At 35.8% G+C, this 16,030-nt stretch carries 15 protein-coding genes; all 15 read left to right on the forward strand.

Annotated features, from left to right (window positions below):
* Positions 1-13: 13 nt before the first annotated feature.
* Positions 14-568 (forward strand): nucleotide exchange factor GrpE, encoded by a 555-nt coding sequence (gene grpE / locus P2Q73_RS07440; RefSeq protein WP_056831635.1) that lies wholly within the window; start codon positions 14-16, stop codon positions 566-568.
* A 46-nt stretch (positions 569-614) separates the two neighbouring features.
* On the forward strand, positions 615-2,444 hold the full coding sequence (dnaK, locus tag P2Q73_RS07445; protein WP_053588832.1) for a molecular chaperone DnaK: 1,830 nt from the start codon (positions 615-617) through the stop codon (positions 2,442-2,444).
* A gap of 168 nt (positions 2,445-2,612) precedes the next feature.
* Positions 2,613-3,734, forward strand: coding sequence for a molecular chaperone DnaJ (dnaJ, locus tag P2Q73_RS07450; protein ID WP_056831637.1), 1,122 nt, complete (start codon positions 2,613-2,615; stop codon positions 3,732-3,734).
* Positions 3,735-3,750: 16 nt separating this feature from the next.
* The gene (prmA, locus tag P2Q73_RS07455; protein ID WP_053588834.1) at positions 3,751-4,695 is read left to right on the forward strand and encodes a 50S ribosomal protein L11 methyltransferase; all 945 of its coding nucleotides are present in this window, start codon (positions 3,751-3,753) and stop codon (positions 4,693-4,695) included.
* A gap of 10 nt (positions 4,696-4,705) precedes the next feature.
* The gene (locus tag P2Q73_RS07460; protein WP_275785376.1) at positions 4,706-5,446 is read left to right on the forward strand and encodes a 16S rRNA (uracil(1498)-N(3))-methyltransferase; all 741 of its coding nucleotides are present in this window, start codon (positions 4,706-4,708) and stop codon (positions 5,444-5,446) included.
* Positions 5,447-5,461: 15 nt separating this feature from the next.
* Entirely contained in the window at positions 5,462-6,802 is a 1,341-nt protein-coding gene (gene mtaB / locus P2Q73_RS07465; protein ID WP_053588836.1) for a tRNA (N(6)-L-threonylcarbamoyladenosine(37)-C(2))-methylthiotransferase MtaB, read from the forward strand.
* A gap of 92 nt (positions 6,803-6,894) precedes the next feature.
* The gene (gene deoC, locus P2Q73_RS07470; RefSeq protein ID WP_275785380.1) at positions 6,895-7,566 is read left to right on the forward strand and encodes a deoxyribose-phosphate aldolase; all 672 of its coding nucleotides are present in this window, start codon (positions 6,895-6,897) and stop codon (positions 7,564-7,566) included.
* A 103-nt stretch (positions 7,567-7,669) separates the two neighbouring features.
* Positions 7,670-7,843: a 30S ribosomal protein S21 gene (rpsU, locus tag P2Q73_RS07475; RefSeq protein ID WP_004227078.1), complete on the forward strand. Its 174-nt coding sequence runs from the start codon at positions 7,670-7,672 to the stop codon at positions 7,841-7,843.
* Positions 7,844-8,005: 162 nt separating this feature from the next.
* On the forward strand, positions 8,006-9,334 hold the full coding sequence (locus P2Q73_RS07480; RefSeq protein ID WP_053588838.1) for an NfeD family protein: 1,329 nt from the start codon (positions 8,006-8,008) through the stop codon (positions 9,332-9,334).
* 11 nt (positions 9,335-9,345) lie between these two features.
* Positions 9,346-10,332 carry a flotillin-like protein FloA gene (gene floA, locus P2Q73_RS07485; RefSeq protein WP_156316844.1) on the forward strand — a complete coding sequence of 329 codons (987 nt, stop codon included), beginning with the start codon at positions 9,346-9,348 and terminating at the stop codon, positions 10,330-10,332.
* 26 nt (positions 10,333-10,358) lie between these two features.
* Positions 10,359-10,775 carry a hypothetical protein gene (locus P2Q73_RS07490; RefSeq protein WP_275785475.1) on the forward strand — a complete coding sequence of 139 codons (417 nt, stop codon included), beginning with the start codon at positions 10,359-10,361 and terminating at the stop codon, positions 10,773-10,775.
* A gap of 49 nt (positions 10,776-10,824) precedes the next feature.
* Positions 10,825-11,064 (forward strand): hypothetical protein, encoded by a 240-nt coding sequence (locus P2Q73_RS07495; protein WP_053588841.1) that lies wholly within the window; start codon positions 10,825-10,827, stop codon positions 11,062-11,064.
* Positions 11,064-12,170, forward strand: a complete 1,107-nt coding sequence (locus P2Q73_RS07500; protein WP_053588842.1) for a sporulation protein YqfD — start codon at positions 11,064-11,066, stop codon at positions 12,168-12,170. The genes P2Q73_RS07495 and P2Q73_RS07500 overlap by 1 nt, the downstream gene beginning before the upstream one ends.
* Positions 12,167-13,126 (forward strand): PhoH family protein, encoded by a 960-nt coding sequence (locus P2Q73_RS07505; protein WP_053588843.1) that lies wholly within the window; start codon positions 12,167-12,169, stop codon positions 13,124-13,126. Before P2Q73_RS07500 ends, P2Q73_RS07505 begins: the two co-directional genes overlap by 4 nt.
* 775 nt (positions 13,127-13,901) lie before the next feature.
* Complete coding sequence (locus P2Q73_RS07510) at positions 13,902-16,013, forward strand: HD family phosphohydrolase (RefSeq protein ID WP_275785480.1); 2,112 nt, start codon at positions 13,902-13,904, stop codon at positions 16,011-16,013.
* Positions 16,014-16,030: the final 17 nt, after the last annotated feature.

Here is a 16,030-nt window from a genome sequence, read left to right on the forward strand (position 1 = left end):
GAGAGTTGTGGACATGTCAAAACAAAAAGATGAAATCGTAGAAGAAAGTCTAGAAGTAGAATCAAATGAAAATAACGAAGAAGTAGCTAACGAAGAAAGTGTGGAAGAAGTAGTTGAAGTAGACGAACTCACACTTGTTAAACAACAATTAGAGGAAGAACAAGATAAAGCGATCCGTTTAAGAGCAGACTTCGAAAATTATAAACGAAGAGTTCAATTAGACAAAGAATCAGATTATAAATACCGCGCTCAATCTGTTCTAACAGATATTTTACCGGTACTTGATAATTTTGAACGTGCACTTGCAGTTAACGTAACATCGGAAGAGGCTGTGTCTTTAGTAAAAGGTGTAGAAATGGTATATCGCACTTTACTTGATGCAGTTGGGAAAGAAGGCCTTGAAGTAATTGAGGCAGAAGGTGTTCCATTCGATCCAAACTTCCATCAGGCGGTAATGCAAGAAAAGGACGATTCAAAAGAGTCAGGAATCGTGCTTCAAGAATTACAAAAAGGGTATAAGTTAAAAGATAGAATACTGCGACCTACTATGGTTAAGGTAAACGAATAATAATCGATACTTACTTATATCAGTTATAAATTAGGAGGAAAAATATATGTCTAAAATTATTGGTATTGACTTAGGAACAACAAACTCATGTGTATCTGTACTAGAAGGCGGAGAACCAAAAGTAATTCCGAATCCAGAAGGTAATCGTACAACTCCATCTGTTGTAGCATTTAAAAATGGTGAAAAACAAGTTGGGGAAGTAGCTAAACGTCAATCTATTACAAATCCAAATACAATTTCATCTGTTAAACGTTTAATGGGTACGAATGAAAAAGTAACTGCCGAAGATAAAGAATATACTCCACAAGAAGTATCTGCAATGATTCTTCAATACTTAAAAGGTTTTGCTGAAGATTACTTAGGTGAAAAAGTAACGAAAGCTGTTATTACAGTTCCTGCATATTTTAATGATGCTGAACGTCAAGCTACAAAAGATGCTGGTCGTATCGCAGGTCTTGAAGTTGAACGTATTATTAACGAACCAACTGCTGCAGCGCTAGCTTATGGGCTAGATAAAATGGATCATGATGAAAAAATACTTGTGTACGATTTAGGTGGAGGTACATTTGACGTATCTATCCTAGAACTTGGTGATGGAGTATTTGAAGTATTAGCTACAGCTGGTGATAATCGTCTTGGTGGGGATGACTTTGACCAAGTAATAATGGATTATTTAGTTCAAGAATTCAAAAAAGATAATGGTGTTGACTTATCTCAAGATAAAATGGCTGTTCAACGTCTAAAAGACGCTGCAGAAAAAGCGAAAAAAGACTTGTCTGGTGTAACATCTACACAAATCTCTCTTCCTTTCATTACTGCAGGGGAAGCTGGACCACTTCACTTAGAAGTAACAATGACTCGTGCAAAATTTGATGATTTAACAGCTCATTTAGTAGAGCGTACAATGGTACCTACTCGCCAAGCGCTAAAAGATGCTGGTCTAAATTCATCTCAAATTGATAAAGTTATTCTTGTAGGTGGTTCTACTCGTATTCCTGCTGTACAAGATGCAATTAAAAAAGAAACTGGTAAAGAACCACATAAAGGTGTTAACCCAGATGAAGTAGTAGCAATGGGTGCTGCTGTTCAAGGTGGAGTATTAACTGGAGATGTGAAAGACGTTGTTCTTCTTGACGTTACACCTCTTTCATTAGGTATTGAAACAATGGGTGGAGTTTTCACAAAACTAATTGAACGTAATACAACAATCCCAACATCAAAATCTCAAGTTTTCTCTACAGCTGCTGATAACCAACCTGCTGTTGATATTCATGTTTTACAAGGTGAACGTCCAATGGCAACAGATAACAAAACACTTGGTCGCTTCCAACTTGCGGATATTCCACCAGCACCACGTGGAGTTCCACAAATTGAAGTAACATTTGATATCGATAAAAACGGTATCGTAAACGTTAAAGCAAAAGATTTAGGAACGCAAAAAGAACAAAACATTACAATTCAATCGAATTCTTCACTTTCCGATGAAGAAATTGAACGTATGGTAAAAGAAGCAGAAGCAAATGCAGAAGCAGATAAAGCTCGTAAAGAAGAAGCAGAAGTTAAAAATGAAGCAGATCAACTAGTATTCATGACAGAAAAAACATTAAAAGATCTAGAAGATAAAGTATCTGAAGAAGAGAAAAAATCTGCCGAAGATGCAAAAGAAGAGTTAAAAGCAGCATTAGAAGCTGGTAACTTAGAAGACATTAAAACTAAAAAAGATAAATTAAACGAAATCGTTCAACAACTTACAATGAAACTTTACGAACAAGCACAAGCAGAAGCTGCTAATGCAGGTCAAGCAGATAGCGGTCAAGCTGACGATGGTGTAGTAGATGCTGAATTTGAAGAAGTAAAAGACGATAAAGATAAGTAAGACTAGATAGGCAAGTAATGTGAGTGGTGGGAAAAGTCAAAGACCGAATTCGGCTTTGGCTTTTCTTACTGTTTAGCTTAGAAACGACAAATAAGTTTTTTGCTATTCGGATTTTGTCCGTGTTACAATAATCTTTATGTGTAGGTTAACAGAGCAGGAGAGTGAACTATGAATAAACGTGATTATTATGAAGTGCTTGGTTTATCAAAAAGTGCTTCACAAGATGAGATTAAAAAAGCATATCGTAAGCTTTCCAAACAATATCACCCTGATATTAATAAAGAAGCAAACGCAGAGGAAAAGTTTAAAGAGATTTCGGAAGCTTATGAAGTGTTAAGTGATGATCAAAAACGTGCGCAATATGATCAATTTGGTCATGCTGGCCCTAACCAAGGCTTTGGTGGTTTTGGTGGCGGAGCAGACGGTTTTGGCTTTGAAGATATTTTCAGTTCATTTTTTGGAGGGGGTGGCTCTCGCCGACGTGATCCAAACGCTCCAAGAAAAGGAAATGACCTTCAATATTCTATGACCATCGAGTTTGAAGAAGCAGTTTTTGGTAAAGAAACAGAAATAGAAATTTCAAAAGAAGAAAATTGTGATACTTGCTCAGGTACTGGGGCAAAACCAGGAACACATCCAGAAACATGTACGCATTGTAATGGTGCAGGTCAAGTGAATGTGACCCAAGATACACCATTTGGCCGTATACAAACTAAACGCACATGTAATCACTGCCATGGAACTGGTAAAATGATTAAAGATAAATGTTCAACTTGTCATGGAAAAGGTACTGTCAATAAACGCAAAAAAATTAAAGTCACAATTCCAGCCGGAGTTGATGATGGTCAACAACTTCGCGTAAGTGGTCAAGGGGAACCAGGTGTAAATGGTGGTCCTGCTGGAGACTTATATATTGTATTCCGTGTTAAAGCTGATCCTCGTTTCGAACGAGATGGCGATGATATTTATTATGAATTACCATTAACTTATGCCCAAGCAGCTTTAGGTGATGAAATTGAAGTGCCTACTGTACAAGGGAAAGTGAAATTAAAGATTCCTGCAGGAACTCAATCACAAACAAAATTCCGTTTAAAAGGAAAAGGCGTGAAAAATGTTCATGGTTACGGAGTCGGAGATCAACACGTTATCGTTAAAGTAATCACTCCTAAAAAATTGACAGAAAAACAAAAACAACTACTTCGTGAATTTGCTGAGATCAGTGGGGACATTCCAGAAGAGCAAGGTAGTTCGTTATTTGATAAAATAAAAAGAACGATAAAAGGTGAATAAAGGAGTTGTGCGCAGGGTGAAATGGTCTGAACTATCTATTCATACGACAATTGAAGCAGTAGACGCCGTAAGTAATATTTTGCATGAAGCTGGTGCGAGTGGGGTAGTCATTGAAGACTCAGAGGAATTAGTTAGAGAAAGAGAAGATCGATTCGGTGAAATCTATAATTTAAATCCGGAAGATTTCCCTGTTGACGGGGTTCGTGTAAAAGCTTATTTAGCAGAGACTAGCTTTCTATTAGAAACGGTAGAAGAGATCAAGCTTGCGATTAATAACTTACAAAATTTTAATATCGATATTGGACACAATATTGTTACTGTGCAAGAAGTGGATGAGGAAGATTGGGCAACTGCTTGGAAAAAATACTATCATCCTGTAAAAATATCCAATCGATTTACAATCGTACCGACTTGGGAAGATTATGAACGAGTTAGTACAGATGAGTTAATAATTGAATTAGATCCAGGAATGGCTTTTGGAACAGGTACTCACCCTACAACAGTTATGTGCCTTCAAGCTTTAGAAAAAACTGTCCAACCGAATTCAAAAGTGATAGATGTAGGAACTGGGTCTGGGGTACTCTCAATTGGAGCAGCTAAACTTGGCGCAACATCTATACATGCACTTGATTTGGACGAAGTGGCTGTAGCTTCTGCAAAAGAAAATATCACAATTAATAATGTAGACCATGTGGTAAAGGTAACGCATGGTAATTTACTTGATAGTGTAAATGAGCAGGCAGATATTGTAGTTGCAAATATTTTAGCTGAAATTATTATGACGTTTACAGATGACGCCTTTTCTATTGTCAAAGATGGAGGCTTGTATATTACCTCAGGTATAATCTCTGCCAAAAAAGAAGATGTGAAAAATGCTTTGCAAAAATCTGGCTTTGAAATTGAAGAAGTGATGATGATGGAAGATTGGGTAACAATCATTTCAAAAAAACCGCTTCTATAAGGAGATTGTTATGCAACGTTATTTTACGGATGAACCAATAAATGATAATAATTTGATTACAATAACCGGCGAGGATGCGCATCATATGATACAAGTGATGCGCATGTCACCCGGAGATCAAGTATATGTAGTCGCGGAGAACTTTACTTATACGATGAAAATCATGGAGGGGACTTCAAAGGCAGTCGTTTTGCAAATAGTCGATAAGCAAACTAGTTCAAACGAAATGCCTATTAAAGTTTCCATAGTATGTGGCTTACCTAAAGGTGATAAGTTAGAAATGATTACTCAAAAAGCAACAGAACTTGGAATGCATACACTCTATCCATATGAAGCGAAAAGGTCAATTGTGAAATGGGACAAACAAAAAAACGAAAAGAAGCTCGTTCGTTTGCAAAAGATTGCGAAAGAAGCAGCTGAACAATCGCATCGTTCTAGAATACCAACTATACATAGCCCTATTAACTTAAATGAACTTTTAGAAATTGCCCAAAAATACGATGTGAAGTTTGTAGCAGATGAAGAAGATGCAAAACACGAGCAACGTCAAAAGTTTGCTGAGCAATTAAAAAAGGTGTATGATAAAAAATCGATACTTATTGTATTTGGTCCCGAAGGTGGATTAGATCGCTCTGAAGTAAAAGTCTTACTAGAAAATGATTTTCAACCAATTTCACTTGGACCAAGAATTTTAAGAACTGAAACTGCCCCGTTATATGCGCTTGCTGCAATTTCCTATGAATATGAATGAAAGAGGTGTAAGGATATGTCATCCGTAGCATTCCATACATTAGGCTGTAAAGTTAATCATTACGAAACAGAGGCTATATGGCAATTATTTAAAGAAAATGGTTATGAACGCACTGATTTTGAAAAACAATCGGATGTATATGTTATCAATACTTGTACAGTAACTAATACAGGCGATAAAAAAAGTCGTCAAGTAATACGTCGAGCAATTCGTCAAAATCCTGATGCTGTAATCTGTGTTACTGGTTGTTATGCACAAACTTCACCAGCAGAGATAATGGCAATCCCAGGTGTAGATATTGTAGTGGGAACACAAGAACGAACAAAAATGCTAGATTATATTGAACAATATAAGTCTGAACGAACTCCTATTAATGCAGTAGGAAACATAATGAAGAATCGAGTATATGAAGAGTTGGACGTCCCTTCATTCACAGATCGCACACGTGCTTCCCTTAAAATACAGGAAGGCTGTAATAATTTTTGTACTTTTTGCATTATCCCATGGGCTCGTGGCCTCATGAGATCACGTAACCCAGAAGAAGTAGTTCACCAAGCTCAACAGCTAGTGGATGCAGGTTATTTAGAAATTGTATTAACAGGCATTCATACCGGTGGATATGGAGAAGATTTAAAAGATTATAATTTGGCACAGCTTTTAAGAGACATTGAAAATAATGTAAAAGGATTAAAACGTCTTCGTATTAGTTCAATCGAAGCAAGCCAATTATCGGATGAAGTAATTGATGTGTTAAGAGATTCAAAAATTGTTGTGAGACATTTGCATATCCCTATACAATCCGGTTCAGATACTGTTTTAAAAAGAATGCGTAGAAAATATACAATGGAGTTTTTCGCAAATCGTTTAGACCGATTAAGAGAGGCTTTACCTGATTTAGCTATTACTTCTGATGTAATTGTAGGTTTTCCAGGTGAAACAGAAGAAGAATTTATGGAAACATATGATTTTATTCGTGACCAAAAATTCTCTGAACTTCATGTTTTCCCGTATTCTAAGCGGACAGGTACACCTGCTGCAAGAATGGAAGATCAAGTAGAAGAAGAAGTGAAGAATGAGCGTGTGCATCGTTTAATTACATTAAATGATCAACTTGCAGTAGAATATGCTTCTCGATTTGAAGGTGAAGTATTAGAGATTATCCCAGAAGAAAAATATAAATTGGATTCAGATTCAAATTTGTATGAAGGTTATACAGATAATTATTTAAAAGTTGTCATTCCTGGATCTGAAGATTTGATTGGAAAATTAGTTCGTGTAAAAATTACAAAGGCTGGCTATCCTTATAACGAAGGACAATTTGTACGTGTGCTAGACCAAATAGAAGAGTTAGTATAATAAAAAAAGTCAGTGAATTTATCGCACTGGCTTTTTTTCATAATCTCTATTATGATTGAGAGGTACGGACAACTGCCGAGAGGGGAATACAAATGACACAAAATATTGCAGCATTAATTGATCATACATTATTAAAACAAAATGCTACAAAAGATCAAATTGAAAAATTATGTGAGGAAGCTAAAACATATACATTTGCATCAGTATGTGTAAATCCTACTTGGGTTGAGCTAAGCGCAAAACTTTTACAGGATAGTCCAGTTAAAGTATGTACAGTGATTGGGTTTCCATTAGGCGCAAGCACTACTGAAGTAAAAGCATTTGAAACAAAAAATGCAATTGAGAATGGTGCAGAAGAAATAGATATGGTTATTAATGTAGGTGCATTAAAAGATGCAGACTATGACTTTATCCAAAAAGATATCGCTGCAGTGGTAGAAGCAGCTAAAGGAAAAGCAATTGTGAAAGTTATTTTAGAAACTTGCTTATTAACAAATGAAGAAATTGTAAAAGTAAGTGAAATATCTAAAGCAGCTGGAGCAGACTTTGTAAAAACTTCTACCGGATTTTCAACTGGTGGAGCAACAGTTGAAGCTGTTAAACTTATGAGAGATACTGTTGGTCAAGACCTTGGTGTCAAGGCTTCTGGCGGTGTTCGTAGCCTAGAAGATTTACAAGCTATGGTAGATGCAGGTGCTTCTAGAATTGGAGCAAGTTCAGGAGTAGAAATTATGCAAGGTCTAACAAGTAATTCTGATTATTAATTTAGTTGTATGTATTGACCATTTGTAAACAATACGATATAATTTTTTAGTACATAACAACTGGTTATGTACTTGACGTGTGTTCGGAGGGAGGGAAAGAGAGATGTCAAAAACTGTCGTTCGCAAAAACGAATCGCTTGAAGATGCTCTTCGCCGCTTCAAACGTACTGTATCTAAAAGTGGTACAATTCAAGAGGTAAGAAAGCGCGAGTTTTATGAGAAGCCAAGCGTGAAACGTAAAAAGAAATCAGAAGCTGCACGTAAACGTAAGTGGTAAATTAATCCCAACCATCCCTACGTTCAAAACACGTACATTATGATTAAAATTTACAAGTATGTAAACCGAGAAAATTTATTTTCTCGGTTTATTTTTTTTTGAAACTTTTTTCATTCTACTCCGTAAAGTATTATATACATATAGAAGAAGGGAGGTTTAAGGATGAAATTGTTCCGATATATTACTTCAATTTGCTTATTGCTTTTATCATTTTTCATGATTGTTCCTTCTATTACTGCAGACGCTCCGAAAGTTTATAAAATTCCTGTATATAAAGAAGTTGAAAAAGGTTTATATGCTTTTTTAAAAAGATCCATTAATGATGCGGAAGAAGCAGGTGCAGATGCTATTATTTTTGAGATTAATACTCCTGGAGGATTTGTAGATTCTGCGGAAGATATTGTGAACTTACTTGACTCAACCTCTATTCGAAAAATAGCTTATATTAATTCACAAGCACTTTCAGCAGGAGCATATTTAGCACTACATACAGATGAAATATACATGTCTCCAAATGGGACGATGGGTGCGGCAGCTGTAATTGACGGCAGTGGAAATGCTGCAGATGTAAAAGCGAGAAGTGCATGGAAGGCTAAAATGATCAACGCAGCTAACCGAACAGGAAAAAATCCAATATATGCACAAGCGATGGCAGATGAAAGTGTTGACTTACCAGAGTTTAATGCTCCAAAAGGTGAATTGTTAACGCTTACCTCTGCAGATGCATTAAAAGTAAAGTACTCGAATGGAACAGTTAGTTCAATGGAAGAATTACTAGAAGTGACGAAACTAGCGGATGCACAGATTATTGAAACGGAGCAAACGATTACTGAAACAATTGCTAGGTTCATTACTCACCCGATTATAGTACCTATTCTTTTATCTATTGCAAGCTTAGGACTAATAGTAGAGTTGTATTCTCCTGGTTTCGGTGTTGCTGGAACGATGGGACTTGTATCATTAACACTTTTCTTTTTTGGACATTTAGTTGCAGGACTCGCTGGGTACGAAACGATTATCATTTTTGTTATTGGAGTAATCTTATTAATTGCTGAATTCTTTTTGCCCGGAGGAATTAGTGGTATATTAGGGGCAGCTGCTATTATTACTAGTATAATACTAGCAGGAGGCAATATTGTACAAATGAGTATATCTGTTTTAATTGCTTTAACAGTAGCTATAGTGGGAATGGTGATTATAATGAAGTTTTTTGGTAAACAATTAAAAGTATTAAATAAAGTAATTCTCTCGGATGCTACAACTACTGAACAAGGGTATGTTTCCAATGTAAATAGACTTGAGTTAATTGGTAAAGTAGCAGTAACAATGACTCCCCTTAGACCTGCCGGAACGATACGTATAGGTGATGAGCGAATAGATGCAGTTTCTGATGGAAGTTTTGTAGAAAAAAACAAACAAGTTGTTATTATTAAAGTAGAGGGTTCTCGTATAGTTGTACGAGAAATATCTGAAGGGGAGGAAATAGAATGATTAGTGGAAGTATGATTTCTTTAATAATTGTAATCGTTCTGGCATTCATAGTGCTGTCTGTATTTTTTACATTTTTTCCAATCGCATTATGGATTTCAGCACTTGCTGCTGGAGTTAAAATTAGCATATTTACATTAGTAGGTATGAGGTTACGTCGAGTTATACCTTCTCGTATCGTAAATCCGCTTATTAAAGCACATAAAGCAGGTTTGAATGTTGCGATAAACCAGTTAGAAAGTCACTATTTAGCTGGTGGTAATGTTGACCGTGTAGTTAACGCATTAATCGCTGCTCACCGAGCGAACATTGCTTTAACATTTGAACGTGCGGCTGCAATTGACTTAGCTGGCCGTGATGTTTTAGAAGCAGTACAAATGTCGGTAAATCCAAAAGTTATTGAAACTCCATTTATTGCAGGGGTTGCTATGAATGGTATCGAGGTAAAAGCAAAGGCTCGAATTACAGTGCGAGCAAACATTGACCGTTTAGTCGGGGGAGCTGGGGAAGAAACAATCGTAGCACGTGTAGGGGAAGGTATTATTAGTACGATCGGTTCCAGCACTAGTCATGAACGTGTTCTAGAAAACCCAGATTTAATTTCGCAGACGGTGTTAGCTAAAGGATTAGATTCAGGAACTGCATTTGAAATTCTATCGATCGATATCGCGGACGTTGATATAGGCAAAAACATCGGTGCTGAACTTCAAACAGAGCAAGCGGAAGCAGATAAGAAAATTGCACAAGCTAAAGCAGAAGAACGTCGTGCAATGGCTGTAGCTTCTGAACAAGAGATGAAAGCGAAAGTAGTTGAAATGCGCTCGAAAGTAGTTGAAGCAGAAGCAGAAGTACCACTTGCAATGGCTGAAGCTTTGCGCGAAGGTAATATTGGTGTGATGGACTATATGAACTATAAAAATATTCAAGCAGACACTACGATGAGAGATTCCATAAGTAAAGTCGGAGGAGAAAAAACTTCTACGGATGAGTTGAAAGACTAAGAAACAATGGATAGGAGGTTTTCTCCTTGGAAAGTATTATTGTCATCATTATAATGGCGATCATTAGTAGTTTGGTTGGAAAGAAAAAGAAACCAGAGCAAAAGCCTGTCAAACAAACTCAACAACCAATGAAACCAGTAAAAGATAATCCGTTTAAGGATCTTGGCGATTTTGCAAAGGATTTTATGGATGATCAAAAAAAACAATTGGATAGAAAGTCCCCAGAAGTAAAGAAGGCACTTGTCCTTGTTGAAAAAGTAGAACGAGAAGTTATGAGAAATCAGGGCAAACCTCGATCTACGGGTAGACTTTCCGTTCATCAGGAAAATAAGGAACAAAAAGTATCACGACCGGATATTAATATAATTCCTAATTCCAAAGATGATTTAGTTAAAGCAATTGTGTTCTCTGAAATACTAGCACCACCAAAATCGAGAAGATAACTCATGAACACCCCTTTACATGCATAAAATCATGTAAAGGGGTGTTTTTTTGAAAAAATTATTTCCACTCCATGCGAGTATTATGATGGAAGATTTCAGTGAGATTACGTTAGATAATGAATTTACCATCCTCCGTTTAAAAGAAAATAATTTAGTCTGTGCATACGATGATTTCCTTTTAGAAATTCAAGCCACTACTTTAAAGATAAAGTCAATATCAATGGAGCGACTATGTTTGCAAGTAGAAGATCTTAGTCATTTCAAAATTACGAGGAAGGAAAAAATGTAATGCAGCAGCTAATTCAAGTAAGGATGCCGATTAAAGTAGATCAGCATCTATTATTTCAACGGTTATTTTCAGTTAATATTGTCGTGTATCAGGTCTACAGTACAGAAAAGTACTTTTATTTTTCTATTCGAAGAAAGGACTTACCAGTTTTTCGTAAAGTAAGGAGGTCATTAAAGCTTCCTGTTTATTTAGTAGATGAAAGAAAAAAAGGAATCATTCAACCATATGCTATCTCAATAGTAGGCGTGATCATATTTTTATTGATTCCTGTTATACTTGCGCAATTCATTTGGACGATACAAATTGAATCTGAATCTCCAGAAAACAATGTACTGATTTATGAAGAATTAAAGGAAATAAGCATTAAAGAAAGAATGCTTGCTTCTAAAATACCATCGGAGCAAGAGATTAGGCAAAAACTATTACTAAAACATAAAGAATACTCTTGGGTGCATTTTACAAAATCAGGATCAAAATTAACTGTAACGCCGATGTTAGCACCAACTCAGACAGAGCGTGTTATTAAAGATGCTCCCTCTATCCATTTAATAGCAAAAAGAAGTGGTGTCGTAACTGATTTTGAGCTAATAAAAGGGGTAAGGGCAATAGAAAAAAATGTTAGTGTAAAAAAAGGAGACATTTTAGTTAATGGTTTTGTAACGCAGGGAGATAAAAGAATTATTACTAGTGCAGAAGGTAAGGTATTTGCAAGTTATTGGATTGAGCTTGAATTTGAATTACCAAAACAAGTAAGTATCGTTAAACCCAGTGAGCGAAAGCTAGTAATACAAAAAAAGAGTGAGAAAAAAACGACGTTTTGGAAAGAGGTTGTTCTACCTAAACCTTTACAAAAATATTTGGAAGTAGGTTATGTGCAACTTTCGGAAGAAAATAAGTTTTTATTGGATGAACAATCGATGGAAAAATTAATACGCCCATTACTTTATCAAAAGATAATTAACGAGCTACCTGCCGATACTCAAATACTGGAGGATAAAATTTTACAGGTGACCATTCAAAATGATAAAGTAAAAGGGAAAGTATTATTTTTGATAAATGAAAATATTGCGATTCCACAAGTAATACCCCAAGGAGACGAAGCATGAGCGAAATTACACAATTAGATCTTATTTTAAAAGACCCAACTGAAGCTGTAATGCTTCTAGGTATATCAGATAAAAATGTAAAGCTTATTGAAGAAGAACTGAAAGTACAATTGATTACTCGAGGGGAAACAATTCGTATTGTTGGTGAAGAAAAAAATGTAGATGAAGCAAAAAAGTTAATGGAGCAACTTTTATCAGTCATTCATAAAGGTATTAATATTAACTTGCGTGACGTTTCTTCTGCGATTGAAATGAGTATGAATGGAACTATTGAATATTTTTCTGGCTTGTATGATGAAGAAATCGCTAGAAATACAAAAGGAAAAGCAATTCGGGCAAAAACTATTGGTCAGCGAGAATATATACAAGGTATTCGAAAATTTGATTTGGCATTTGGAATTGGACCAGCAGGTACTGGTAAAACTTATTTAGCTGTTGTAATGGCTACACAAGCTTTAAAAAATGCACACGTCAAAAAAATCATTTTAACACGTCCTGCAGTGGAAGCCGGCGAAAGTTTAGGATTTCTACCGGGAGATTTAAAAGAGAAGGTAGACCCTTATTTAAGACCGTTATACGATGCGTTACATGATGTTCTTGGAATGGAACAAACTGAGCGTTTAATCGAGCGTGGAACGATTGAGATAGCGCCTCTTGCATATATGAGAGGAAGAACCCTTGATGATGCATTTGTGATTCTAGATGAAGCTCAAAATACAACTAAAGCGCAAATGAAAATGTTTTTAACACGCCTTGGATTTGGTTCTAAAATGGTTATCACTGGAGACAAAACCCAAATTGATTTACCTAGAGGGGCAGAATCAGGATTGATCATTGCAGAGAAAATTTTAAGTAATGTTTCAGGTATTCATTTTCAGTATTTGGAACAAGGGGATGTCGTCCGTCATCCATTAGTTGCAAAAATAATACAAGCATACGAAGAACAGCAGCCATAATGGGCTGCTTTTTTTTATTAATGCGGATGGCAAGGTACGAAGGTATCCCTTTTTTATTGGGTTATATATATACTTTACGGATTCTAGTTTTTTATATAGGCCCCGTTGATTTCCGTTCTAGGCGGACGCTTTCCGCCGGCATGGCTTCAGCCGCTTCCCTCGCTACGCTCAGTCCAGGGTCTTCAGCTCATGCTATTCCGGCTGGAGTCGCCGCCTTCCACTTCAATCAACTATTGTATGCTTACAAATAAATTAAAGGAAATATAGGCAGGTGTTCCCCATGATTTCAACCCAAGAAACCTTCAATTTAAGTAGTCCATACAAGGGGATTTACAATATCGTTGTGCCATAGAGATAATATGCTTTTTTTCAGTGCCCTCCACGTCATGAGGCTTGCAAGGCGCGAATGCCAGTGTAGTCTCTTTATTCTAATATTAGATTACTGAACAACAATTCTTAAAAAAGGATGTAAACTTTCTTTTTCATTGAATTGTATCTATTTCATCGGCTTATTTCTAGGATGTGCGCCTTACACGCCGCAGGAGCGCGAAGAATGAGACTCCGTAAAGGAAGGACGAGCGACGAAGGAGCGACTCATGCGAAGCGCGCGGCAAGCGCACATCCGGCTGTACACTATAAGTTGTTGAATCCGATTTTTTGATAAAAACAAAAAGGACATTTCACTTTCCATAATGCTTAAATTTGGAATTATTTTTAAAACATACAATAAATAAGGTATAATGAATGTACCATTTAGAAGGGTGATGAATATGTTATGAATTCAATTTTATTAAAAATGAAGGAATGGAGTAATTATAAGCATCTCCCATTAGTTATTATTTTTATTACGGCTATAATTATGTTTTTTTTATTGATTGGCAATGTGAAGGAAAATACATATGATATTAAAGAGTTTCAGTTATCTCCAGAAACTATTCGTGCAGTTAAAACGATAGAAGATACCGTTAAAACAGAAGAGGAACGTGATAGGGTAGCAGCAGAGATTCAACCATATTATCAATTTCAAGAAGAAACTGCAGACAACCAAGCTGCCATCATCAGTTCCATATTTGATAGTGTCATTGAAATTAAAAAAGAAGTGATTCCTGAGGGAGAAGTAGAAAATAGAACAAGCCAGCTAGAAAAATTGAAAAAGGAAATAGATAAAATTGTTGATAATGCAAGTATGGTGCAGTTAAATGATGAGGCATTAACAACTTTATTGGGGCAAAGTCCAGCAGTTCTTGAAAAATCAAGTGAAACCATTAGCACCCTTGTGAAGGATATGTTGGATCAACCAGTTCGATTAGAAAACGTTTCTGATAAGAAAAAAGAAATAGAAGATCAAGTAAGGGCCTCATTAAAATATTCAAATAACTATATGAATGTTTTGTCATCGATGGCTCGGTCAAGTATTGTAGAAACTGAAATTGAAAATGAAGAACAAACAGAAATTCGCATAGAGCAGGCAAAAGCTAGTGTCGAACCGATTAGAATTTTACAAGGTCAAATTCTTGTACAAAAAGGAGAAATAATAGATAGAGAAGTTTATAGGCAAATAAAATTACTAGGAATGTTAACAAACAAATCCTCATACAAACCAATTATTGGTGTGGCATTATTTGTCATTTTGACTATGTGGGTTTTGTATGTTCAAACTGTAAATAGAAAAGAAAAAACGAAAGAAAATTCAAAATCGTTATTAGTTGTTTTGTTTAGTTTACTTATTTCTATATTAATGATGAAAGTGTTGCAGTTTGTTGCCTATAATTTTGATGTTGTCATTGCATTTATTTTTCCGACAGCAATTGTATCTATGTTAGTTTACCTACTTGTAAATGAACGAATGGCTTTTATATCTACTATCATAATTGCTGCATATGCTGGATTCATATTTCAAGAGGGGTATACAAATGTATTTCAAATGGAAGTATCCTTGTATATTTTATTTGGTGGAATAGCAGGCATTTTTGCGTTACAAAAAATGAGCAACAATTCACAAATCTTACGTTCAAGTCTAATCGTTGCCTCGGTTAACTTAATTTTTATTCTCTTTTACTTGCTCATGACTAAAACGACGTATGGGATAGGAGATTTACTCTTTTATTTCGGAGCTGCAATATTATCAGGAATACTATCTGGGGCATTAACAATAGGGATATTACCTTTTTTTGAATCCTTATTTGGTATTCTATCAACTATGAAGTTAATTGAACTATCTAACCCGAACCATCCACTACTAAAGAAAATTTTAACCGAAACACCAGGAACCTATCATCATAGTGTAATGGTTGCCAATTTAGCAGATGCGGCATGTGAAGCTATAGGGGCAAATGGTTTACTAGCAAGAGTAAGTTGTTATTATCATGATATTGGCAAGACAAAAAGACCAGGTTTTTTTATAGAAAATCAAATCAACGGCTATAATCCGCATGATAATTTACCCCCTGAGGCAAGTCGTGATATTATTATTGCACACGCTATAGATGGGGCAAATATTTTACGAAAGCATAAGATGCCGAAAGAAATTATTGATGTTGCTGAGCAACACCATGGGACAAGTCTTCTAAAATTCTTTTATTATAAAGCAAAAGAACAAAATGATAAGGTAAGCGAAGAAGATTTCAGGTATTCAGGCCCAAAACCACAAACAAAGGAAAATGCTATTATTTCCGTTGCAGATAGTGTAGAAGCGGCAGTCAGGTCTATGAAAGAGCCCAACTCAGATAAAATACAGGCATTAATACAATCTATTGTTAAAGATAAGTTACAAGATGGACAATTTAATGAATGTGATTTATCTTTGCGTGAGATTAAGAAAATGGAAGAAAGTTTTTGTACAACTTTGAATGGGATATTCCATTCACGAATAGAATATCCAAAATAAAAACTAAGGTGGAACGA

It is taken from the genome of Bacillus sp. Cr_A10 (genome assembly GCF_029222665.1).
Lineage (GTDB): Bacteria > Bacillota > Bacilli > Bacillales_A > Planococcaceae > Psychrobacillus.